This window comes from Qipengyuania gaetbuli (assembly GCF_020171365.1).
Lineage (GTDB): Bacteria > Pseudomonadota > Alphaproteobacteria > Sphingomonadales > Sphingomonadaceae > Qipengyuania > Qipengyuania gaetbuli_B.
In genome coordinates this window covers 383,756-406,585 of sequence record NZ_JAIUZO010000002.1, presented here as the reverse complement: position 1 = coordinate 406,585, position 22,830 = coordinate 383,756, and the positions used below count along the sequence as shown (strand labels likewise).

General features: G+C 63.7%; 23 protein-coding genes. 13 read left to right on the top strand and 10 right to left on the bottom strand.

Annotation, left to right across the window (positions count from 1 at the left end; translation table 11 throughout):
* The first annotated feature begins 77 nt into the window (after positions 1 to 77).
* Positions 78 to 1,301, top strand: coding sequence for a PDZ domain-containing protein (locus LCL94_RS02455; RefSeq protein ID WP_224830836.1), 1,224 nt, complete (start codon positions 78 to 80; stop codon positions 1,299 to 1,301).
* A gap of 44 nt (positions 1,302 to 1,345) precedes the next feature.
* Here LCL94_RS02455 and LCL94_RS02450 read toward each other — a convergent pair whose 3' ends face one another.
* Complete coding sequence (locus LCL94_RS02450) at positions 1,346 to 1,735, bottom strand: DUF1489 family protein (protein ID WP_224830835.1); 390 nt, start codon at positions 1,733 to 1,735, stop codon at positions 1,346 to 1,348.
* Positions 1,736 to 1,942: 207 nt separating this feature from the next.
* Complete coding sequence (gene mgtE / locus LCL94_RS02445) at positions 1,943 to 3,391, bottom strand: magnesium transporter (RefSeq protein ID WP_224830834.1); 1,449 nt, start codon at positions 3,389 to 3,391, stop codon at positions 1,943 to 1,945.
* A gap of 101 nt (positions 3,392 to 3,492) precedes the next feature.
* Here mgtE and LCL94_RS02440 point away from each other — a divergent pair, with 101 nt between their 5' ends.
* The 3 genes from LCL94_RS02440 (at position 3,493) to miaB (ending at position 6,303) form a co-directional block, all read left to right on the top strand.
* On the top strand, positions 3,493 to 3,954 hold the full coding sequence (locus LCL94_RS02440) for a peptidylprolyl isomerase (RefSeq protein ID WP_160607580.1): 462 nt from the start codon (positions 3,493 to 3,495) through the stop codon (positions 3,952 to 3,954).
* A gap of 206 nt (positions 3,955 to 4,160) precedes the next feature.
* Positions 4,161 to 4,892, top strand: coding sequence for a GNAT family N-acetyltransferase (locus tag LCL94_RS02435; RefSeq protein ID WP_224830833.1), 732 nt, complete (start codon positions 4,161 to 4,163; stop codon positions 4,890 to 4,892).
* 70 nt (positions 4,893 to 4,962) lie between these two features.
* Positions 4,963 to 6,303 (top strand): tRNA (N6-isopentenyl adenosine(37)-C2)-methylthiotransferase MiaB, encoded by a 1,341-nt coding sequence (gene miaB, locus LCL94_RS02430; protein WP_224830832.1) that lies wholly within the window; start codon positions 4,963 to 4,965, stop codon positions 6,301 to 6,303.
* Here miaB and LCL94_RS02425 read toward each other — a convergent pair.
* The gene (locus LCL94_RS02425; RefSeq protein WP_224830831.1) at positions 6,292 to 6,858 is read right to left on the bottom strand and encodes a hypothetical protein; all 567 of its coding nucleotides are present in this window, start codon (positions 6,856 to 6,858) and stop codon (positions 6,292 to 6,294) included. The genes miaB and LCL94_RS02425 overlap by 12 nt on opposite strands.
* A gap of 145 nt (positions 6,859 to 7,003) precedes the next feature.
* Between LCL94_RS02425 and LCL94_RS02420 the strand changes: the two genes are divergently transcribed.
* The 4 genes from LCL94_RS02420 to LCL94_RS02405 all read left to right on the top strand — a co-directional run bounded on the left by LCL94_RS02420 (position 7,004) and on the right by LCL94_RS02405 (position 10,484).
* Positions 7,004 to 8,035, top strand: a complete 1,032-nt coding sequence (locus LCL94_RS02420; RefSeq protein WP_224830830.1) for a PhoH family protein — start codon at positions 7,004 to 7,006, stop codon at positions 8,033 to 8,035.
* A gap of 67 nt (positions 8,036 to 8,102) precedes the next feature.
* Entirely contained in the window at positions 8,103 to 8,591 is a 489-nt protein-coding gene (gene ybeY / locus LCL94_RS02415) for an rRNA maturation RNase YbeY (protein WP_224830829.1), read from the top strand.
* Positions 8,592 to 8,608: 17 nt separating this feature from the next.
* Positions 8,609 to 9,529, top strand: coding sequence for a hemolysin family protein (locus LCL94_RS02410; RefSeq protein WP_224830828.1), 921 nt, complete (start codon positions 8,609 to 8,611; stop codon positions 9,527 to 9,529).
* A 70-nt stretch (positions 9,530 to 9,599) separates the two neighbouring features.
* Positions 9,600 to 10,484, top strand: coding sequence for a LysR substrate-binding domain-containing protein (locus LCL94_RS02405; protein ID WP_224830827.1), 885 nt, complete (start codon positions 9,600 to 9,602; stop codon positions 10,482 to 10,484).
* Here the strand turns inward: LCL94_RS02405 and LCL94_RS02400 are convergent.
* From LCL94_RS02400 to LCL94_RS02370, 7 genes are all read right to left on the bottom strand, one after another.
* Positions 10,481 to 11,383 (bottom strand): lysophospholipid acyltransferase family protein, encoded by a 903-nt coding sequence (locus LCL94_RS02400; RefSeq protein WP_224830826.1) that lies wholly within the window; start codon positions 11,381 to 11,383, stop codon positions 10,481 to 10,483. The genes LCL94_RS02405 and LCL94_RS02400 overlap by 4 nt on opposite strands.
* Positions 11,355 to 11,777, bottom strand: a complete 423-nt coding sequence (locus LCL94_RS02395) for a Fur family transcriptional regulator (RefSeq protein ID WP_090482542.1) — start codon at positions 11,775 to 11,777, stop codon at positions 11,355 to 11,357. The genes LCL94_RS02400 and LCL94_RS02395 overlap by 29 nt, the downstream gene beginning before the upstream one ends.
* A 72-nt stretch (positions 11,778 to 11,849) precedes the next feature.
* The gene (locus LCL94_RS02390; RefSeq protein WP_222554078.1) at positions 11,850 to 12,287 is read right to left on the bottom strand and encodes a MucR family transcriptional regulator; all 438 of its coding nucleotides are present in this window, start codon (positions 12,285 to 12,287) and stop codon (positions 11,850 to 11,852) included.
* Between the two features lie 119 nt (positions 12,288 to 12,406).
* Complete coding sequence (locus LCL94_RS02385) at positions 12,407 to 12,859, bottom strand: GNAT family N-acetyltransferase (RefSeq protein WP_224830825.1); 453 nt, start codon at positions 12,857 to 12,859, stop codon at positions 12,407 to 12,409.
* Complete coding sequence (tsaB, locus tag LCL94_RS02380) at positions 12,856 to 13,470, bottom strand: tRNA (adenosine(37)-N6)-threonylcarbamoyltransferase complex dimerization subunit type 1 TsaB (RefSeq protein ID WP_224830824.1); 615 nt, start codon at positions 13,468 to 13,470, stop codon at positions 12,856 to 12,858. The genes LCL94_RS02385 and tsaB overlap by 4 nt, the downstream gene beginning before the upstream one ends.
* A gap of 37 nt (positions 13,471 to 13,507) precedes the next feature.
* Positions 13,508 to 14,116, bottom strand: coding sequence for a malonic semialdehyde reductase (locus tag LCL94_RS02375; RefSeq protein WP_224830823.1), 609 nt, complete (start codon positions 14,114 to 14,116; stop codon positions 13,508 to 13,510).
* Between the two features lie 32 nt (positions 14,117 to 14,148).
* Positions 14,149 to 14,730 carry a NifU family protein gene (locus LCL94_RS02370; RefSeq protein WP_224830822.1) on the bottom strand — a complete coding sequence of 194 codons (582 nt, stop codon included), beginning with the start codon at positions 14,728 to 14,730 and terminating at the stop codon, positions 14,149 to 14,151.
* A 98-nt stretch (positions 14,731 to 14,828) separates the two neighbouring features.
* On the opposite strand from LCL94_RS02370, the gene LCL94_RS02365 reads away from it, so the two are divergent.
* The 5 genes from LCL94_RS02365 to egtD all read left to right on the top strand — a co-directional run bounded on the left by LCL94_RS02365 (position 14,829) and on the right by egtD (position 22,819).
* Complete coding sequence (locus LCL94_RS02365; RefSeq protein WP_224830821.1) at positions 14,829 to 17,759, top strand: M16 family metallopeptidase; 2,931 nt, start codon at positions 14,829 to 14,831, stop codon at positions 17,757 to 17,759.
* A gap of 110 nt (positions 17,760 to 17,869) precedes the next feature.
* On the top strand, positions 17,870 to 19,243 hold the full coding sequence (locus tag LCL94_RS02360) for a class II 3-deoxy-7-phosphoheptulonate synthase (RefSeq protein ID WP_222554082.1): 1,374 nt from the start codon (positions 17,870 to 17,872) through the stop codon (positions 19,241 to 19,243).
* Positions 19,244 to 19,316: 73 nt separating this feature from the next.
* Positions 19,317 to 20,441, top strand: coding sequence for a GGDEF domain-containing protein (locus LCL94_RS02355; RefSeq protein WP_224830820.1), 1,125 nt, complete (start codon positions 19,317 to 19,319; stop codon positions 20,439 to 20,441).
* A gap of 132 nt (positions 20,442 to 20,573) precedes the next feature.
* Positions 20,574 to 21,824 carry an ergothioneine biosynthesis protein EgtB gene (gene egtB, locus LCL94_RS02350; RefSeq protein WP_412070787.1) on the top strand — a complete coding sequence of 417 codons (1,251 nt, stop codon included), beginning with the start codon at positions 20,574 to 20,576 and terminating at the stop codon, positions 21,822 to 21,824.
* A complete protein-coding gene (gene egtD / locus LCL94_RS02345; RefSeq protein ID WP_224830819.1) occupies positions 21,821 to 22,819 on the top strand; it encodes an L-histidine N(alpha)-methyltransferase in 999 nt (332 codons plus the stop codon). Before egtB ends, egtD begins: the two co-directional genes overlap by 4 nt.
* Positions 22,820 to 22,830: the final 11 nt, after the last annotated feature.

Below are 22,830 nucleotides of genomic sequence, written 5' to 3'. Positions count from 1 at the left end.
GCGCGTAATGCCCCGGCCCAGGACATTTCGTGGGCCTGCCCTTGATCTCTGGCCGCTTTTTGCGACACAAAATGCCCATGAACAGGATCGGAAAAGCATTCATCGCCCTTGCGGCTTCGTTACTCGCCACCAATGCCGCGCAGGCAATGCCCGACGACGTCTCGGAAATGCGGCAGATCATCGCGCAGGACTTCGGCGGCGACGTGAACGCCTATGTAGAGGATGAATACAAGGATTTCCGCCAAATGGGCTGCAAAGGCCGTGTGGATCTTCTGCAGGCCCTGCTGGACGACGGGCTCCAGTTGGATGAGTTGTCTCATCGAACCCACATGGGACCGATCCGCTGCGCGCTGATGAAGAGCGAGGCCGCCGCTTTTGCGCTAGTGCTGACGCCAGACCGGCTGTCGGCCTGGGAAGCATCGATGTTCGACGATGCCAATGTCATGTCGCCGCTACAGTTCGCGATCTACGAAAACGAATATGGTATCGTGCGTGCCATGCTGGAAAACGGCGTCCACCAGCACCTCAACGACGATGATTACGCTGTCCTCACGCGGGAGGAGCAACTGCTCCTCGCAGCCAATTATGCCATGGATGCGGGGAAGGAGAACGCGATCCGTGCCTTCCGCGATACGGGATGGGGCGACTTCCTCACCGCTTCGCAAGATGACCAGAACATCCGTTACATCCGGGCGAGGGCCGGCAAGACCGGCGGCGGTGGTGGCCTCCTCCGCACCATCGCGGGCGGAGTGGCTGGTGCCTATCTCGGCGGGACGACCGGGGCGGCGCTGGGAATTCTCGGGGGCGGGACGAGCGGCAAGGATGACGACGTGAAGATCGACCCGTCGAAGCCGCTGCCGCTTCCGACGCGGCGCGCCTCGCTTGGCGTCCTGTTGGGCATGGACGATCCGGCAGTGAAAGGGCTCAAGGTTGCGCAGGTAGCCGATGGCGGTCCTGCCGAGGCTGCGGGGCTTTCCGCAGGCGACGTTATCACGTGCATCGGTGGTGTTCCGGTTGCTTCGCGCGGTTCGCTGTACGTGGCAACGGAGAAGGTGGCCGAAGCCGAGCAGTTTGAGGTCGAATATCTTCGCGCGGGCAAGATGCAGCTAGCAACTTTCGGACTGCCGCAGCCAAAAAGTGAAAGCGGCCCGACCCGCACCACTGTTGCAGGGACTGCGCAGGCGCCATCCGAGGATACAACGCTTGCCGAACTCGAGCGGCTTGCCGACTTGCGCGATCGCGGAGTGCTTTCCCAAGAGGAGTTCGAGGAGATGAAGGCACGGATCTTGGCTGGCTCCTGATCGCCGCTTTGACATCCGTCGTCTGGTTGCAAGTCGCACGCTGTTCAGATCAGCCCTAGCCGCTCCAGCTTGCCGGCAAGCTTCCCGGGTAGCGCGTCGCCGATGTCCTCGCCTTCCGCGAGGTCGCGCGGGGGTTCGCCCTTGAGATAGCGCCAGCCCTGGTGGGCGCGCTTGGGGCGGGGGTGGACGCGGATGAGTTCGGGCTTGAGGTCGATCGACCAGCGCCCGTCGCGCGTCTCGGAAAAGCCGGTAATCTCGCTGCGGGCGACGATGCTGTGCTGGTGGATCCAGTAGAGCGAGCCGCCGATGCACTGTTCCCACTTCGTCGGGCGATAGCGCGTCGTCAGGTTCGGGCTGCGCCGCTGGGCATACCAGCTTTCGATATCGGCATAGCTTTGCGCGCCGAAGGCGATCTTGGTCAGGTTGAGCGGCATGGCTTCCTAGATAGAGGGCTGGGCAGGTTCCTCAACCGGCTTGGCTCCCGAAACAGCTTTCCTACTTGCGGAGAGACGGGGCAGGCTTGCCGGATGCATCCAGCCATCGCTCTTCGAGCCGAGCATTTCCGCCGCTTTGCGCACATCCCAACGCCCCGGGATTTTTTCTCCCTAGACCGTGTTCCAAGTGTTCCACCCTGTAGGGCTTCAGACCACCCCGAGCACGACCGCGAGGCCGAGGAAGGCGAAGAAGCCCATCGAATCGGTGATCATCGTCACGAACACGCTGGATGCGACCGCGGGGTCCTGGTCGAGCCTTTCGAACGCCACCGGGACGAGCACGCCGGCCAGCCCTGCGGTGACCACGTTGATGATCATCGCCAGCGCGATCACTCCGCCCAGCAGGGGGCTGAAGATGGCCGCGGTGGCCGCGCCCACCAGCACCGCGATGGTCGCCCCGTTGAGCAGCGCGACGCGCATCTCGCGCGCAAGGATGCGGCCCGTGTTGGACCTCGTGAGCTGGTTCATGGCGATAGCGCGCACGGTCACCGCCATGGTCTGCGTACCAGCATTACCGCCGATGCTGGCAACGATCGGCATGAGCACGGCGAGCGCGACAAGCTGCTCGATCGCGGCGCCGAACAGCGCGATGATGAGGCTGGCGATGAGCGCCGTGCCGAGGTTGGCGACCAGCCAGCGCACGCGGGCGGAGTACGCCTCGCGGATCGGTTCGTTGATGTCGCCTTCGCCGGCACCCGACATGAGCAGGGCGTCTTCGCCCGCTTCTTCGGAGATGATGTGGACCACGTCGTCGACCGTCATCTGGCCGACGAGGCGCCCGTCCTCATCCACCACGGCGGCGCTGATGAGGCCGTACTTCTGGAACATCAGCGCGACCTCTTCCTGGTCGAGCATGGCCGGAACCAGTGTCTGGTCGCGCTTCATGACGTCGGACAGCGCGATGTTGCGCGGTGTGCGCAGGATCCACGAAAGCTGGCAGGTGCCGACCGGGTGATGGCGCTGGTCGACCACGAAGACCTCGAAGAAGTCCTCCGGCAGGTCGTGCTGGTCACGCAGGAAGTCGATCAGGCCGCCGACCGTGATGTGTTCGGGCACGGCCACGAATTCGCGGCTCATCAGGCGCCCTGCGGTCTCCTCGGGATAGGAGAGGGCGGTCTGGATCGCGATCCGGTCTTCGGGATCGAGTTCGGCGAGGACTGCGCGCTGGTCCTCCTCGTCGAGATCCTCGATCAGCTGGACGGCGTCGTCGGTTTCCAGCTGTTCGGCAATCTGCGCCACCGCATCAGCGGGCAGGGCCTCCATCATCTCCTCGCGGACGTAGTCGTTGAGCTCGGCAACGACGTCGGAGGTCATGAGGTCGGTGATGGCCGAGGCGAGCTGGGTACGCTCGTCCTTCTCGAGCAGTTCGAGAAGGTCGGCCACGTCGGCAGGGTGGAGCGGTTCGACGAGATCGTAGACCTCGCTTTCGTCGCCCGCTTCGAGCGCATCCTCGACCGCCTGGACGAACTCGCGCTTGAGCGTGTTCTCCTCGTCCATGCGTTCGTCGTCGATACGGTCGTCCGGGCGCGCGCCTTCGTCCGGCGTTTCGGCCAGCATCACGTCGTCTTCGTCGAGGGGCCGTTCGTCCTCCGCCATGCTGCCCCGTCTAGGCACCCGTGCGTCGATTGCAAGCAGAGGGTGACATCGGCGGGCGAGCGCCTATGTAGGCGGCAACCAACTCACAGGAGACCAGCCAGATGGCAGACAAACTGACCTTCACCCTCGATACCGGCAATGGAGAAGGCGGCGACGTCGTCATCAAGCTGCGCCCCGACCTTGCACCGGGCCATGTGGAGCGCATCACGACGCTGGCCGGCGAAGGCTTCTACGACGGCGTGGTCTTCCACCGCGTGATCCCCGGCTTCATGGCGCAGGGCGGCGATCCGACCGGCACCGGCATGGGCGGCAGCGACAAGCCCGACCTGAAGGCCGAATTCAACGCCGAACCGCACGTGCGCGGCACTTGCTCGATGGCCCGCACGCAGGTGCCGGACAGCGCCAACAGCCAGTTCTTCATCTGCTTCGACGATGCCCACTTCCTCGACGGCCAGTACACCGTTTGGGGCCAGGTCGAGAGCGGCATGGAGCACATCGATGCACTGCCCAAGGGCGAACCGCCGCGCGAGCCGGGCAAGATCGTCAAGGCGACCGTCAGCTAACCAAGACCACGGTAGAGGAGGCGCGGGCGAGCGGGTTTTCGCCGCTTTGCGCCTCCTCTCCTTCATATGGGCAGACACCCCCAAAATTCTGCGCTGGTGCAATTGCGAAACCGGTCCTAGCCTGCGCCCTTCATCGGGTGCGCAACTTTGGGGGAAGTATTGTGGCCGGACATTCATTTCACGACGAGGCATGGCACATTGAGCACATGGGTGCCGAGGTCATGCGCCTGTTCAGCCATGCGCCGAACCGCCTGCTCGAAACCGGCAAGGATTTCTGGATCGGCCTGAGCGGAGAGGCCGGCTGTGCCGATCTCAATATGGCGGGGCTGGCTGCCTCTGTCTCAGACGACGATCTAGACCGCGTTGTACAGACCATCCGCGACACGCAGATGGACACGATCATCGTCGCGCCCAGCGAAAATTCCGACCTGAAGGACCGGCTGGAACAGCGCGGGATCGAAACAGTGGGGCAGGTGCCGTGCATGGAACGTCCTGCCGGTCCGTTCGACAGGCCCGCCCCGTTCAAGGCTCGCAAGGCCACGCCTGCCGAAATGGCGCAGGTCATGGTCGTATCGGCACAGGCCTTTTCGCTCGATATCGAGAAGACCAGCCGGTCCATGCCTGCGGAATTCCTGCAGGACGAGGGGAACGAGATCTGGCTCGTGGAAGAGGACGGAAAGATCCTGGGGACCGGTGTCTTCATGCGGACCGATGACCACCTCGGGGTCTATGTCATGGCGACCCCGGAAGAGCATCGCGGACGCGGCGTCGGCACAGCCGTTCTCCAGTCGGCGATCGAGCATCACCAGGAAAGCGGCCTCAAGTTCGCCACGCTGGGCGCGACCGAAATGGGCTATCCCGTCTACGAAAAGCTGGGTTTCAGGACAGTCGCCCAGCCATACGTGGCTGTAATCGGGGCATCGACGCAATTCTCGTAGGGCCAAGGTCCCTCGGCTGCCGCAGGGGTGATTGAACCTTGGGCAGCTTCGGGCTAGGGCCGCGATCCGCATGAAACCGACTACCGCCCCCAGGACCTACAGGGTCAAGAGCTTCGGCTGCCAGATGAACGTCTATGACGGCGAGCGCATGGCAGAAATGCTGGCAACGCGTGGCATCAAGCCTGCGCCCGAAGGCGAGGAAGCGGACCTGGTGGTCCTGAACACCTGCCACATCCGCGAAAAGGCAGCGGAGAAGGTCTATTCCGACATCGGCCGCCTGCAGAAAGCGGACGGCACCAAGCCGCTGATCGCGGTCGCAGGCTGCGTTGCTCAGGCCGAGGGTGAAGAGATCATGGCTCGCGCCCCAGCGGTCAGCATGGTCGTCGGCCCGCAGGCCTATCACCGCCTGCCCGAAATGCTCGACAAGGCCGTGCAGGGCGAGCGCGCAACCGATACCGACATGCCGGCGATCGCAAAGTTCGCGGCGCTGCCCGAGCGGCGCAAGATCGGCCCTGCCGCCTTCCTCACCGTGCAGGAAGGCTGCGACAAGTTCTGCACCTATTGCGTGGTGCCCTATACCCGCGGCGCGGAAATCAGTCGCCCTTACAGCGATCTCGTGACCGAAGCTCGCAAACTGGTAGAAGCCGGCGCCCGCGAAATCACGCTGCTCGGCCAGAACGTCAGTGCATGGAGCGGAGAGAACGACAGGGGCCACCGCGTCGGCCTTGCCGGTCTGATCCGCGATCTTGCGGGTATCGATGGCCTCGCCCGCATCCGCTACACGACCAGCCATCCTGCCGACATGGATGACGAGCTGATCGCCGCCCATGGCGAGGTCGACAAGCTCATGCCCTTTCTCCACCTGCCGGTGCAGGCAGGCAGCGACCGTGTGCTGAGGGCCATGAACCGCAGCCACACGGCGGAAAGCTATCTCAAGCTGCTCGAACGCTTCCGAGCTGCCCGGCCGGACCTGGCGCTGAGCGGCGACTTCATCGTCGGTTTCCCGGGTGAAACCGATGCGGAGTTCGAGGAAACGCTGAAGCTGGTGGACGAGGTCCGCTATGCGCAGGCGTTCAGCTTCAAATACAGTCCGCGTCCCGGAACTCCTGCCGCGAGCATGGACTGCCAGATCGCGAAGGAAGTCATGGACGAGCGCCTGCAGCGCCTCCAGGCGGCCCTCAACCGGGACCAGCTTGCATTCAACGAGGGTACCGTCGGCAGGACCTGCGAAGTGCTGGTCGAACGCAAGGGCAAGCATCCTGGCCAGTGGCTGGGCAAGACGCCCTGGCTGCAAAGCGCCTGGTTCGAAGGCGATTACGCCATCGGCGACCTGGTCGAGGTGGACCTGCTTGAGGCAGGTCCCAACTCGCTCAGGGCATCAGTGCGCGAAGGTGCGCTGTCACTCGCCTGATTTGGCTTCCGCCTCCAGCGTCTTCATTTCGGGCTCTTCGGCCAGCAGCACGGTGCCGGCTTCCTCGGTCGGTTCCGCCGGGGCAACCGTCGGGTTCGACGGGTAGCTCTCTCCGTTGAAGGCAAGGCGCATCATGCCCGACGGGCCGCCGCCGCCCGACACGCTGATGGCAAGATCCTTCCACCCGTTGGTCTCGCTATCGAGGACCGAGACCGGCGTGCGCGATACCGATATCTCCGCGACCTTGCTCCACATCGGGCCAGCAGGCGTCAGGACCAGCGTATTGCAGCCGCCGGTGCCGCAGAAATAGGGCGTGATGATGTGGACGATGGCCTCGTCCGCGCCGTCGCCATTCAGATCGGACCAGGCGAGGGCATACTGCATGGGTGCCGCATCGGGATATTCCTGCAGCAGGAAGTGACGGATGTCCTCTTCCGCATCGGCAGGTGCGGGCGATACCTCTTCGGTGGATTCGGTTTCCGGAGCCTCCGCTTCGGGCGCTTCGGCGCAGGCGGCAATCGAAAGGGCGACGATCGGCAGGAAGGCAAAGCGCATGGGTCAGGTTCCTCTGGTCTGGTCCGGACAGGATGCCGCGCAAGTTGAAATCTTGCAACTGCATGACTTTCCACCGCCATGATCGCGGTGCTCTTGCGCGGCGGGGGACAAGGCCTAGATTCCGAATCGGAAACGAAAGGAGCGCATGGCTCGCAAACCCGCATCGAAGGCCCCTCAGGCTTTCACTCCGCCGCCCAGTCCGCAGCGTGAAATACGCCGCGCCCAGCTCGACCTGACCTTCGACAACCAGAGCCTGCTCGGCGCGCTGTTCGGACAGTTCGATGCGAATATCGTGCAGGTCGAAAACCGGCTTGGCGTCTTTATCGCGGCGAGGGGCAATGCCCTCCACATCGAAGGGCCGGAAGACAGCGTGGCCCGGGCCCGCGATGTCCTCAATGAAATGTACGACCGGCTCGCCATGGGGCAGGATCTCGACCAGGGCGCGATCGAATCGCTGATCGCCATGTCGAACGAACCCACGCTCGACGGCATCATGGACGGCAAGCCGGAAGGTCCGCCGATCATGATCCGTACCCGGCGCAAGACCATCGTGCCGCGCAGTGCCATGCAGGCGACCTATATGCGCAGCCTCGTGCGCGACGACATCATCTTCGCGCTGGGTCCGGCGGGGACCGGCAAGACCTATCTGGCCGTGGCGCAGGCGGTGGCGCAGCTGATTACCGGTAGCGTCCAGCGTCTGATCCTCAGCCGTCCGGCGGTGGAAGCGGGCGAGAAGCTCGGCTTCCTGCCCGGCGACATGAAGGACAAGGTCGACCCCTACCTGCGCCCACTTTACGACGCGCTCTACGACTGCATGCCGCCCGAACAGGTCGAGCGGCGCTTGGCCAGTGGCGAGATCGAGATCGCGCCCATCGCGTTCATGCGCGGGCGGACGCTGGCCGATGCTTTCGTTATCCTCGACGAGGCGCAGAACACCACGCGCGAGCAGATGAAGATGTTCCTCACCCGCTTCGGCCAGAACAGCCGGATGGTGGTCTGCGGCGACCCGCGGCAGGTCGATATTCCGGGCGGCGACCGCATGAGCGGGCTTGCCGATGCGGTCGAGAAGCTGGAGGGCGTCGAAGGCTTCGGCACGATCCGCTTCACTGCCGCCGACGTCGTGCGCCATCCGATCGTGGGGCGTATCGTGGAAGCCTACGAGGGACCGACGGCCTAGGCGACCAAGTCGCAGAGACCTAGTGCTGCGTACGTGGACCCACGGTTCGGTCAGGGAATTTGTTTGCGTGGATCTGGACATCGAAATCGACGGTTGGCCCGAAGGCGATTGGGAGGCGCTTGCCGGCAGGGTGCTGGAAGTCGCTGCGCATGTCGAACCGGGTCTCGCAAATCCACGCCTGACCGCCTCGCTCCTGTTCACCAGCGATGAAGAGGTTCACGAACTCAATCGCGAATGGCGCGGCAAGGACAAGCCGACAAACGTGCTGTCCTTCCCCATGCTGGAGCGCGAGAATCTGCTGGCACTTGCACCCGATGGTCCCCCCGAAATGCTTGGAGACCTCGCGCTTGCCTACGGAACCTGCGAGCGGGAAGCGGCGGAGAAAGGCATCGCTCTGGCCGATCATGCCGCCCATCTTATCGTGCACGGATTGCTGCACCTTGCAGGCCACGACCACGTCGATTCCGACGAACAGGCCGAAGCAATGGAAAAACTCGAGATCGAAGCGCTTGCAAAACTGGGTATTGCGGACCCATATGGGGACCGCGACAAATAGGAGCACGCACCCGGCCCATGGCCAATTCTTCCACCCCCGCCGGAGACGCGGAGAGTAGCAGCGGGCTGTGGCCCGCAATTCGCAAATTGTTCGACCCCGAAAGCGGCGAGCGGTCCCTCCGCGCGCAGCTCGAAGAGGCTATCGACGAGCACGAGGGCGAGAACGGCGACGGTGCCGAAGGCGAACCGGCCAAGGGCGACCTGTCGCCGGTCGAACGCCAGATGCTGCGCAACCTGCTGCATTTTTCCGAACACGATGCCGACGACGTGGCCATCCCGCGCGGTGAGATCATCGCCGTGTCGGCCGATGCCAGCTGGGACGAACTGGTCGCCCAGTTTTCCGAACACGGCCATTCGCGCATGCCGGTCTACCGCGGCCAGCTCGACGATGTGATCGGCATGATCCACATCAAGGATGTCTTTCCCTTCCTTGCGGAAAAGAAGGCGCCGCCGGCCGACTGGACGGTGCTGATGCGCCAGCCGCTCTATGTGCCGCAGACGCGCAACGCGCTGGACGTACTCGCCGACATGCGCTCGCAGCGCATGCACTTGGCAGTCGTCATCGACGAATTCTCCGGCACGGACGGTCTCATCACGATCGAGGACCTGGTCGAGGAAATCGTCGGCGATATCGAAGACGAGCACGACGATGCGCCCGAGGAATGGATCGTGTCGATCGGCGAAGGCATGTGGGACTGCGACGCGCGCGCCGAACTCGACGACGTGGCCGAGAAGGTCGATCCGCGTCTCGCCGAGGTCGAGGAAGCGGTCGATACGCTGGGCGGGCTGGCTTTCGTGCTGGCGGAACAGGTGCCGCCGGTCGGCAAGGTTCTCGAGCATCCCAGCGGCTGGCGGATCGAGATCCTCGACGGGGATGAAACCCACGTGACCCGTATGCGCCTGCATGAACCGGCGAGCGAGGCGAAGCCTTCCGATTGATACGACTGTTGCGTGAAATGGCACATTCGCGCTCGACATGTGTGCGCGTGCACAATAGGTCCGGTGCATCATGGCTGTCCGCCGACTTCCCCCGCTGCGCGCCCTGGAGGCCTTTGTCCGCACTGTCCGGCTGGGCTCTGCACGTGCAGCAGCGGACGAACTCGGTCTGAGCCCGTCGGCGCTTTCGCGGCGCATCGGCAATCTGGAAGATTTCGTCGGTAAGAAGCTGTTTACTCGCGCGCGGCAATCGATGCAGCTGACCGATGACGGCCACGCCTTCTACGAGGCAGTGCATCCCCAGCTCGAAGCGCTGGCCCGTGCGGTCGAAAGCCAGTCGGAAAACCTGTCGGTCCTGCGGCTTCATCTCGGCGTGCTGCCCCTATTCGGTTCGCAGCGCCTGTTCCCGCGTTTGGCGGAACTGCGGGCGCGGCATCCGCTGCTGCATATCGATATCGATACAGGTCCGCACCTTGAAGACCGGGTGGGCGACACGCTGGATGCAGCCATCATCCTGTCGCGAGGGCCCGCAAGCGGCCTCCACGCGGTGCGGCTGGACTACAACATGGTCCACGCCATCGCGAGCAAGGAACTGGCGGAAAAGCTGGGCGACAAACCGGATATCGAGGCGCTCTCGCGCCAGACATTCCTCATCCACAACGGCCTTCCCGAAAGCTTCGTCGCCTGGAAGGACGAACTGGGCCTGCGCGAGCTTGAACCTGCAGCGATCGACCACTTCGATTCCGGTCAGCTGATGCTGGAAGCCGCCGCGCAGGGCCTGGGTATCGCCATCATGCATGACGACCACCTGCGCCGTGCTGCCGACACAAGGCTGACCGACCTCTACGGGGTCGAGGTCGAAAGCCCCTACAGCTACTGGTTCGTGTGCAAGCCGACCGCCCTCGAGGAACGGCCCGTGCGCCTGTTCCACGACTGGCTGGTAAACGCCGCTCTCTAACTCTCGGTTTCGCTCGCCGGCGGCTTGTAGCGCACGGCGTCGACCACGTGCTGATAGTCTCGCAGCGGCTTCCCGAGGTTCGCCTCCAACCGCTCGACAATCTCGGCTCTCGACTTGGCGGCAATCGCCTTGCGCCCGTGGAATTCCTCGGGGCTGAAGGGTTCCAGATAGTGGATGCGCAGCTTGAAGGTTCCGCGACGGGCCATGATGCGCATGGCGTTGTGGAGGCCCGTCTCGTCGCCGATCCAAGCGATCTCTTCCGAATTCTCGCCGTAATCGACCACCGCAGGTTGCACGAGGACGCCGGGCGGCGGCGGCTCCAGTACCGAGATCATGCTGGACTTGAACGGGAGGAGGGAGTGTCCATCGGTTACCGTGCCTTCCGGAAAGACCGTGACCGACCAGTTGTCGGCCAGCGCTTCCTTGAGGGCATTGATCTGCTCGGCCACGCCCATCCGGTTCTCGCGCTTCACGAAAACCGTGCGGTTGAGGCTGCACAGCCAGCCGATCACAGGGACCTGGCTCAGTTCCCACTTGGCCACGAAGGCCGTCCCGCTCGCGCCCGCCATGGCGAGGATGTCGATCCACGACACATGGTTGGCGATAAAGAAGACGTCCCGCCGCAGCGGGGTGCCCACGATCTCCACCCGCGCGCCCACGACCCTGGCGGTATAGCGCAGAAACAGCATGGGGAAGGGCGAGCCGTATGCCAGGATGCGGAAGGCATAGTGCAGCGGCACGAACAGCAACAGCAGCAGGATAATGGCGATGGTGCGTGCAATGAAGCGCACCCAACCGGCAATCGTCAGCGGGACTTTCTCGCCCCGCGCTGCGGCCAGCCTTTTCTCCGTGTAGCGCGCGAGGCGACGCTCAGCTTTCGCGGTCGAGGCGGACGCCATAGAGTTCCATGCGATGGTCGACGAGGCGGTAGCCCAGCTTTTCGGCGATCTGCTTCTGCAGGGCTTCGAGTTCCGGGTCGACGAATTCCACGACCTTGCCGCTTTCGACATCGATCAGGTGATCGTGATGCGCTTCGGGTGCGGCCTCGTAGCGGGCGCGGCCATCGCCGAAATCGTGGCGGTCCAGGATTCCCGCTTCCTCGAACAGCCGGACCGTGCGGTAAACGGTCGCGATCGAGATGCCGGGATCGATCTTGTTCGCCCGTTCGTGGAGCATTTCCACATCGGGATGGTCGTCGCTTTCCGACAGCACCTTGGCGATGACGCGCCGCTGTTCGGTGATGCGCAGGCCCTTGTCAGCGCAAAGCTGTTCGAGATCGATCTTCTGGTGCAAAGGGGCTCCCCAATGAAAAACGCCCCGCACCCTTATCGGGCCGGGGCGCTGTTCTCAAGCGAGGGATGCGGATTACGCAGCTTTCTTGCGTCCGCGCTTCTGGCCGGGCTTGCGGCCGAGGCCGATCTTCTTCGCCAAGTCACGGCGGGTGTCCGCATAGTCGGGGGCGACCATCGGATAGTCACCGGGCAAGTCCCAGCGCTGACGATATTCGTCAGGGGTCATGCCGTGTTCGGTGGAAAGGTGCCGTTTGAGCATCTTCATCTTCTTGCCGCAGTCGAGGCAGACAACGTGGTCTTTCTTGACCGACGCGCGGACAGAAACGGCAGGATCGGGACGCGCTTCTTCGGTGATCGAAGTGCCATCGAGGCCGGCGAGCGCTGCATAGACATTCGAAATCAGGGCCGGGACGTCGTCGACGGCCACGCTGTTATTACTCACATGCGCGGCAACGATATCCGAGGTAAGCGTAATCAACGTTTCGGCCATATCGGTTTCGAAGTGGTCCATAGTCATCTTTCTCCCTTTTCTATGGGATACGCCGACCATTACGGACTGTCTACATGAGATTGTATAAAACCGACAATTTTGTCGCGTCCATACAACTGGACGTTACTTGGGTTATGAAATTACAATGACTTGGCAAATGTGACCGCGTCGATGGGGGTGCCATCAAGCGTGCGGTAATAGTCCCGGCGCCGACCGATCGGTTCGAATCCGGCGGCCAGGTAGACCCTTTCGGCCTCATTGTTCGCGCGCATTTCTAGGAAAACCCGGGCGGCTCCGGCCTTTCGGGATGCTTCGAAGAACCGGTCGAGCAACATGCGGCCGATACCGAGACCCCGCATGTCCGGTGATACGCCGATCAATAGAAGTTCGACTTCGTCCAATACCTTGCGTGCAAGAACAAATCCCGCTGCATCTGCCGCTTCACTTGGTGCCTCGCCGTTTTGATCGGCCAGCAACATGAAGCCCGAAGAAAGGGAAAGCGAATCCTCGACTTGCCGGCGCGTCCACGCCTCGCGCCAATAGGGATCGAAGGCGCTCTCCATCACGGCCATCAGCTTGTCGATGTCGCTCATGCGCCGGGAAGCTTCGCATCCGGCGGCCGGCCGTAGATCGGGGAAAGCCGGTCCGTCAGCAGGCGTTCGCCCAGCGAGCCGACCCCGCGTGCATCGGGCAGGATATCGAGCGCGCGACGGGGGCCATCCAGTCCTTCGACCAGCTGCGCCGCGCGATTACCTGCAACTACCGGATGGCGGGCCGCCAGCCTTGCCTCGTCGGGGACAAGCGAGCGGACCTCCGTTTCCGGCAAGCCGTCTGCCGCGAATTCCTGCAAGAACCACTCGCCATGCCCGCCGTTCATGCAGACTGTAATCGGTCCGGCAGTCTCGGCCTGTGCCATCGCGGCGACCAGCGCCAGTGTCGGATATCCGCGAACGGGCGTCCCCCATGCAACGCCAAGTGCGCGCGCTGTGGCAAGCCCGATGCGAACGCCTGTGAAGCTGCCGGGGCCGAGCGAAACACGGATTTCGTCCGCGCGGCCCTTGCCGGGAAGGTCTGCGATCATGGGGACCAGACGTTCGGCATGGCCGCGCCCGATCGTCTCGTGGAACGAGCCGATAACGTCCCCGTCCTCGAACAGGGCTACCGAACAGGCTTCGGTCGCAGTCTCGATTGCCAGCATCCGCATGCCGTGCGCCCTGCCTCAGCCTGCGGTTCGCTTCAAGTCAGGCGATGGTGTTGAACTTGCCGAAATCGGGGCGCGGGCTGCGATCGAAGATCGTCGTGCGGTCGCCATAGCCGATGCTGCAGATAAAATTGCTCTTGTGGCGCGGGTTGTCGCCGAAGAAAGCCTTGTCGACCGCAGCATTGTCGAAGCCCGACATGGGGCCGCAGTCGAGCCCGACGGCGCGTGCGGCCAGCATGAGGTACGCGCCCTGCAGCGATGAATTGCGGAATGCACCCTGTTCGCGGCCCTTTTCGTCACCTTCGAACCAGCTTTTCGCGTCGGTGTGCGGGAACAGCCAGGGCAGTTCCTCGTGGAAGTCGATGTCGTAGCCGATGATCACGGTGACGGGGGCGGCCAGCACCTTGGCTTCATTGCCTTCCGAGACGCAGGCTGCAAGCTTCTGCTTGGCATCGTCTGACTTCACCCAGACGAAGCGGCCGGGCTGCATGTTCGCAGACGTCGGCGCCATCTTCAGCAGCTCGTAGATCGAACGGATCTGGTCGTCCGATACCTCTTTGGGCAACCAGCCGTTGTAGCTGCGGGCTTCGCGGAAAAGCTGGTCGAGCGCTTCGGCGCCGAGGACGGTGTCGTGGAACTGTGTGGTCATGAAGGGAACTCGCGTCAGGAAACAGGAAAAGGTCAGGCGGCGCGGACTTCAACCACTTCGGGCACGTAATGTTTCAGCAGGCCTTCAATGCCGTGCTTGAGCGTCGCCGAAGAAGACGGGCATCCCGAACAGGCTCCCTGCATCTGGAGGTAGACGACCCCATCGCGATAGCCGCGATACTGGATGTCCCCGCCGTCACCGGCAACCGCCGGACGCACGCGGGTTTCGAGCAGTTCGTTGATCTGCGCGACGATGTCTGCATCTTCGGCCCGTTCCTCGACCATCAGGTCCGCGTCCTCGGCAGGAACGCTGATCCCGCCCGCGCTACCCGGCACGAAAAGCGGTGCTTGCGAGACGAAATGGTCGAGCAGGATCGAAAGCACCTGCGGCTTGAGATCGGTCCAGCTGGAGCCCGGCGCAGCGGTCACAGTCACGAAGTCGGCTCCGAAGAAGACATTGGTGACCTCGCCGGTGTCGAAAATAGCCTGGGCGAGAGGGCTTGCCTCGGCTGCTTCGGGGGTGGCGAATTCGCGGGTGCCATGGCCCATGACCGTTTCGCCCGGAAGGAACTTCAGGCTGGACGGATTGGGAGTCGTTTCGGTCTCTATGAACATGGCCGCGATGTAGGAGGCCGAGGGGCCAACGGCAAGCAAAGCTGCGAAATTGCCAGTGTTCACTGGTCCTTCACTTCGCCGCCCCCTATATGCCCGGCATGACCGATTTCCCGCGCGCCGCCGGGCGTTTCGCGCTCGTCCTTCCCCTCGCGTTTCTCGCCGCCCAGCCGCTGGTGGCGCAAGATGCGCCAAGGCCCGCCTCGCTGCAGGCCGAAGGGGAGGTGCCGTGGATCTACGAGGGCAGCGATGTCCCCCGTGACAAGGAATGGCTGTTCGGCGAGCTTGATAACGGACTTCGTTATGGCGTGCGCGAGAACGGTGTTCCGCCCGGCCAGGTGTCTATCCGCGTGCGCATCGATGCGGGTTCCCTTTACGAGGAGGACAGCGAGCTCGGCTATGCCCACCTGCTAGAGCACCTCCTGTTCCGCGAGAGCAAGTATCTCGGTATCTCCGAGGCGATCCCGACCTGGCAGCGGCTCGGCGCGACCTTCGGCAGTGACACCAATGCCGAAACCAGCCCGACCCACACGGTCTACAAGCTCGATTTGCCGAACATCGATCCGGCCAAGCTCGACGAGAGCATGAAACTGCTGTCCGGCATGGTGCGAGCACCGGTCCTGTCAGACGGCAACGTCCGCACCGAAGTGCCCATCGTCCTTGCCGAGAAGCGCGAGCGCGGCGGAGTGGGCGAGCGTGTGTCCGAGGCCTCGATGAAGACGTTGTTTGCCGGCCAGCGCCTCGCGGAACGCCTGACGATCGGGACCGAGGAAAGTCTGCGCAGTGCAAACGGCAAATCGGTCAAGGCATTCTACGACCGCTGGTATCGCCCGGAAAACACCGTGATCTCGGTCGTCGGCGATCTCGATCCCGTCCTGTTCGCCTCGCTGATCGAGAAGTATTTCGGCGACTGGAAAGCGACCGGCAAGGCGGCACCCGCCCCCGATTTCGGCGATCCCGTCGCGCCCGCTGGTGCGGACGCGGAAAATCCGGTGGGCGAGGTGGCGGTAATCGTCGAGCCGACCCTGCCGCGAGCTTTCACCTATGGCTATTTCCGTCCGTGGCGGCAGGTGCAGGACACCATCGTCTACAACGAGGGGCGCCTGCGCGAGCAGCTTGCCCTCCAGCTTATTAATCGCCGCCTTGAAGCGCGCGCCCGCGCTGGCGGCAGCTTCCTCTACGCGCAGGCCAGCGAGGCGAAGATCAGCCGGTCGACCCATGCCACGCTGGTCCAGTTCGCACCGTTGACGCAGGACTGGGAGGCAGCCCTTTCGGATGTGCGCTCGGTCATCGCGGACGCCCTCGCCAACCCGCCGACGCGCGAGGAAATGGAGCGCGAACTCGACGAGATGGAGGTTGGTTACGCCAACCTCGTCGAGCAGCGTTCGGTGCTTGCGGGATCGGGCTATGCCGACGACCTCGTGAACGCGGTCGATATTCGCGAAGCGATTGCGGCGCCCGAAACCTTCCTGATGGTCTTCAAGTCGATGCGGCGTAAGTCGGACCCCGCGAACGTGCTGGAAGCGACCCGCAAGCTCTTCGACGGCGATGTCATCCGCGCCACCTACATCACGCCCGATGCCAACGAAGCCAGTAAGGCGGGCGTCGTGGCGGCACTTTCCAAACCCGTCGAAAGCGCAGGCGATGCGCGGCTGGCTGCGCAGTCCATCTCCTTCGACGAACTGCCGCCCGTCGGCGAACCGGGGACTATCGTTGCGCGGGCACCGCACACATTGGGTGATGTCGAGCGGATCGAGTTCGCCAATGGCGTGAAGGCGCTCCTGCTGGCCAATGAGAACGAGCCCGGGCGCATCGCGGTGAAGGTCCGCTTCGGCGCAGGGCTTCGCGCCTTCGGGCCTGAAGATGCTGCCCTGATCCAGCTGGGCGAGGGCGCTCTCATCCAGTCCGGCCTCGGTGAGTTAAACCAGGAAGATCTTGACCGGCTCGCAACGGGCCGCAAGCTCGGTTTCGAATTCGGCATCGGCGAAGGCGCGTTCACTTTCGCGGCCCAGACCCGCAAGCAGGATCTTGCCGACCAGCTTTACCTGTTCGCTGCCAAGCTCGGTATGCCGCGCTGGGATGCGGCACCGCTGGCCCGGGCCAAGGCCGCCGGAAGGCTCGCTTACCAGAGCTACGAATCGAACCCGGCAGGCGTCATCAACCGCGACCTTGAATATTACCTCTACGGGCAGGACCGCCGCTTCCTGACACCGACGCCGGACATGCTGGAAGGGGTCACCCTCGACCAGTTCCGCGAGGGCTGGACGAAGGCCTTGGGGCAAGGGCCCGTCGAGGTGTTGATCTTCGGCGACTACGACAAGGAGGAAGCGGTCGAGACCCTGCGCCGGACCTTTGGCGCATTGCCGCCTCGCGAAGCGATCCCCGCGACCGCACTGGCCCGCGAAATCGGTTTCGCCCAGCCGGGCGCCACGCAGGTGCGCTACCACCAGGGCGAAGCAGACCAGGCCGCGGCCGTGATGGCGTGGCCGGCTGGTGCCGGGCCGGGTGAAATCCGCAAGTCCCGCCAGCTTGCGATCCTGACCGAGGTGTTCAACAACCGCCTGCGCGATGCCATGCGCGAGCGCGCTGGTGCCAGCTATGCACCGGTTGTGCGGCTCGACTGGCCGACCGATGTGGAAAGCGGCGGGACGATCACCGCGCTGGCCCAGCTGCGCCCGGGCGACGTGCCGGCATTCTTCGCGGAAACCGACCGGATCGCGCGCGAGCTCACCCAGACCCCGCCGACGGCGGCAGAGCTGGCAGAGGCCACCGAACCGCTGCGCAATTATTACGAGCGGATTTCGAGCGGGAACTACTTCTTCCTGCTCGAGCTGGAGAATTCCACGGTCGATCCCCGGCGAATGCAGGCACTGCGCGGGTTCCTGAACGATTATTCGCAGACCAGTCCGGACATCATGCTGGCGCTGGCACAGGAATATTTCGGCGGCACTTCCGGCTGGCGCATGGCCGTCATTCCGCAAGGCCAGGAGCTGGCGACGGCCTCTGCCAGGACGACTGTCACCGGCCGCTAACGACCGATCACGGCAATCGCGCTTTTGCGCTGGCCAAGTTTATGCTGCTTGCGCGAAAAGGGCCGATGCGGCTCTGTCACCGACCGCACGTAACGAAGAATGGATGAGTAATGGCACGCGAATGGGCACCCGATAGCTGGCAGGCGTTCGAAGCACGGCACCTGCCGCGCTACGAAGACCCCGCCGCGCTGGAGGAAGCGACGACGGCTCTGTCGAGCCACCCGCCGCTGGTCTTCGCCGGAGAGGCGCGTGCACTGAAGGCAGATCTCGCCGAAGTGGCCGAAGGCAAGGCCTTCCTGTTGCAGGGCGGCGACTGTGCCGAAAGCTTTGCGGAATTCCACCCGAATAACATCCGCGACACCTTCCGCGTGCTGCTGCAGATGGCGGTCGTCATGACCTTTGCCAGCAAGAAGCCGGTCGTGAAGGTCGGACGCATGGCAGGCCAGTTCGCCAAGCCGCGTAGCTCCGACACGGAAACGCAGGGCGATATGACCCTGCCGAGCTACTTCGGCGACAATATCAACGGCATCGATTTCGATCCTGCCAGCCGGACGAACGATCCGCAGCGCATGGTCCGTGCCTATTTCCAGGCCTCCTCCACGCTCAACCTGCTGCGCGCGTTCGCCGGTGGTGGCTATGCGAACCTGCGGCAAGTCCACCAGTGGACGCTCGACTTCATGGGCCGCAGCCCCTGGGCCGACAAGTTCGCCGACCTTGCCGACCGGATCGGCGAAGCGCTCGACTTCATGGAAGCCTGCGGGATCGATCCCGCAACCGTGCCGCAACTGCAGGGCACCAGCTTCTACACCAGCCACGAGGCGCTGCTGCTCCCGTACGAGCAGGCATTGACTCGCCGCGACAGCCTGACGGGTGACTGGTACGACACCAGCGCGCACATGGTCTGGATCGGCGACCGCACGCGTTTCGAAGGCAGCGCCCACGTCGAATTCGCGCGCGGTATCGGCAATCCGCTTGGCATGAAGTGCGGACCGAGCCTCGAAACCGACACGATGCTGCGCCTGCTCGACACGCTCAACCCGGCGCGCGAGCCCGGCCGGATTACGCTGATCAGCCGCTTCGGCCACGACAAGGTGGAAGACGGCCTGCCGCGCCTCGTCCGCGCGGTGAAGGCAGAAGGCCATCCGGTGGTGTGGAGCTGCGACCCGATGCACGGCAATGTCGTGAAGTCGGACAGCGGCTACAAGACGCGGCCCTTCGACCGCATCCTCACCGAGGTGAAAGGCTTCTTTGCCGTCCACCGCGCCGAAGGAACGCACCCTGGCGGCATCCATGTCGAGATGACCGGCCAGGACGTGACGGAGTGCGTGGGCGGGGCCATCGCCATCACGGACGAAGCGCTGAAGGACCGGTATCACACGCATTGCGATCCGCGCCTCAACGCTGCCCAGTCGCTGGAACTGGCCTTCCTGATCGCCGAGACGCTCAACGCGGAACAGGACCAGCTGAAGGCGGACGCTGCTTAGGGGTTCGCGCTAGGCATTCCTACCTAGCCCCTCTTCGCCCAGCATTATCGGGGCCCGTGCCATGCATCATGCCATGGCACGGACCACCCGATCACTCGAAACCCCGACCGCCCCGCGCTCCGGCATGGCCCTGTTCGCCATCGGCTGGAGTGGGGTCCTTCTTGCGCTGGTATTCTACCAGCGTTCTGCAGTGGCAGGGATCGTCCTTGCCTGCTGCGGTCTGGGTCTGCTGGTTGCACGGCACCTGCGCCGCACATGCCAGCTGGATCGCCGGAACCGCGTACTCGAACGTGACATCCGGCATCTGGAGGCGGTCGAGGGCCTGGCAGGGGTTGGGCGCTGGTGCATCGAATGGCCGGACCGCCGGCATCTCTGGTCGCAGGAAATGTGCCAGATCGCGGGGCTGGCGCATGATATCGCGTCGACCGATGAAGTTCTCGCGCGCCTGATGCCTGACGGAATGATGCAGCTGGAAGTGACCTTGGCCGCGCACGCTACCGATCGGGAGCCTTATGCAGCCGAGTTCGAACTGATGCAGCCGGACGGCGAGGCCCGCATACTGAGAGCCCGTGCGCTTAATGTATTCTCACCCGATGGCGAGATCGAGCGCGTCCTGATGGTCGTACGCGATGCCACCGAGGATTACGCGATCGTGCAGCAGGTCGAAGAAGAAAAGGCGCGAGCATTGCGGCTTGCGGAAGAGGCCCGGCGCGAGGCTGATACCGATGCCCTCACCGGACTGGCGAGCAGGAGGGCGATCATGGCAGCGCTCGACCGTGCCCTTCTCGATGCGGCGGGATCGGGCAAGCCGTTCTCGATCGTCATGTTCGATATCGATCACTTCAAGAGTGTAAACGACCGCAATGGCCATGCAGTTGGCGACAAGGTGCTTGTCAGGGTAGCCCAGATCGCTCTGCGTCATGCGCGGGACGGCGATCTTGTTGGCCGGATCGGCGGAGAGGAGTTCCTGTGGCTGCTGTCCGATTGCGACGAGAGGGAAGCACTCGATGCAGCAGAACGCCTGCGCTGGGCGGTCGAGGCGGGCACCCATTCGGAGCCCATTCCCGATGTCACCATCAGCGCCGGCCACGCGACCCATGAACCGGGCGAGGGCGCTCTTTCACTCTTTGCCCGGGCCGATGCTGGCCTTTACGGGGCTAAACGATCGGGCCGCAACCAGGTCGCCCGTGCCGCCTGAAAGGTCATAAGTTATCATAGGTTAGCTGCGGGAGCGATTATAGAGGCTAACCCTTTAAACTGTCATCGAAATGCGTCATGGTGCCTTCAGCTGCCGATTTCCGGCATCCGATCTGATGGAGGGAGGGGTCAGATTCCGTCCCATGCTGCCAGTATCGCGCGCGACCCGTCCGCGCTCGCAGCCCGCTTTGCGGAAACCCGCAGGCTGAGCGAAGCGCTGGTGGCGCCCCTGTCCGAAGCTGATGCCACTTTGCAGTCGATGGAGGATGCCTCTCCGGCAAAGTGGCACCTGGCGCACACGACATGGTTCTGGGAAACCTTTCTCCTGCGCGACCACCTGGACGGCTACCGCCTGTTCGACGAGAGCTGGCCGTTCATTTTCAATTCCTATTACGAAGCCGAAGGCGACCGGATAAACCGCTTCTCGCGAGGCATGCTGTCTCGGCCAACGCTGGCACAGGTCATCGAATGGCGGGCCATTGTGGACGAGGCGATGGAGCCGCTGTTCAGCCGTGAAGAGCTGGCCCCCCTCATCGAACTGGGCATCGCGCACGAACAGCAGCACCAGGAATTGCTGCTGACCGACATCAAGCACGCTTTCTTCCAGAACCCGCTCTGGCCCGCGATGTGGTCCGAACCAGTTCAGGGGGCGGCAAAGGTCGAGGATGGATGGTATTCGCATCCCGGCGGTGTCGCGCGGATCGGCTTCCAGGAAGATGGCTTCGCATTCGACAATGAAGGTCCGGCGCATCGCGTGCTGCTCCAGCCGTTCGAATTGTCGTCGCGCCTGGTGACAAACCGCGAATGGGCCGAGTTCATGGAGGACGGCGGCTATCGCACGGCAAGCCTGTGGCTATCGGATGGGTGGGCCTGGGTGCGCGAGAACAGCATCGCTGCGCCGCTTTACTGGGCCGACGACCGGCATTTCACGCACTGTGGCTGGCAGGATCGCGATCCTGCCGCGCCTGTCACTCATATCTCCTATTTCGAGGCCGACGCCTTTGCGACCTGGGCCGGTAACCGTTTGCCGACCGAGTTCGAATGGGAAGCCATCGCCCGAGGCCAGGAAGGGGATGAGCCTGCGCATGACCCGGCAGGTGGTAACCAGCTCGATGCCGCTGCGCCCCCGCAACCGCGCGGCAATACCGGCCTGTTCGGCGATTGCTGGCAATTCACCCGCTCGGCCTATCTTCCCTATCCGAGCTTCCAGCCGGCAGTGGGAGCTGTGGGCGAATACAATGGCAAGTTCATGAGCGGACAGTTCGTCCTCAAGGGCGCCAGTTGTGCAACCGTGCGCGGCCATTCACGGGCGAGTTATCGCAACTTCTTCTATCCGCACCAGCGCTGGCAGTTCACCGGCCTCAGGCTCGCGAGGGACATATGACGCCGACACAAGGGATCGCTCTCGTCGACCTGGACGAGGATGGCGTCGACCGCGCGTTCCGCGCCGACGTGCTGACCGGCCTGCGCCAACGCCAGAAAGCGGTTCCTGCGCGATGGTTCTATGACGATGCGGGATCGGCCCTGTTCGAAGAAATCACGCGGCTGGAGGAATATTACCCCACCCGCGCCGAAACGGAGATCCTGCGCAGCCATGGCGCGGACTTCCGTCGCCTGATCGGGCCGGGGAGGGCAGTTGTCGAGTTCGGGTCGGGAAGTTCGGTGAAGACGCCGCTGCTGCTGTCGGCAATCGAGCCGGGCGCCTATGTCCCGCTGGACATATCGGGCGATTTCCTGCGCTCTTCCTCTGCTGCCCTCGCGCGCAAGTTTCCGGGATTGCCGGTCCATCCGGTAGAAGCGGACTTCATGCGCGAGGTGGAGCTGCCCGATGCCATCGCGCCGCTGAAGAAGCTTGGTTTCTTTCCGGGTTCCACGATCGGAAACATGGTGCCGCGTACGGCGGTCGACCTCCTGCGTTCGATGCGTGCGACACTTCGTGGCAGCCGGGGCGAACGGCCGATGCTGCTGATCGGGATGGACCTGGTAAAGGACCAGGCGGTGCTCGAGGCGGCCTATGACGACGCGAAGGGCGTTACGGCCCGCTTCAACCTCAACCTTGCCGAGCGGATCAATCGCGAACTCGACGGTACTATTCCGACCGGCGACCTGGTCCACCGCGCCATCTGGAACGATGATTTTGCCCGCATCGAGATGCATCTCGAGGCGACGAAAGACATCGTGTTTTCCGTGTCCGGCGAGAAGTTCACGATGGATAAGGGCGAAACGATCCACACGGAGAACAGCCACAAGTTCACGCGGCGCAGTGCAAATCTCATGCTGCTCGCTGGCGGCTGGACCCCGCTCGAGCGATGGACCGACGAAGAGGAACGCTTTTCCGTTACCTTGGCCCAGGCGAGCGAGCAGCGTGAAGCCCCGTGACAGTCATCGCG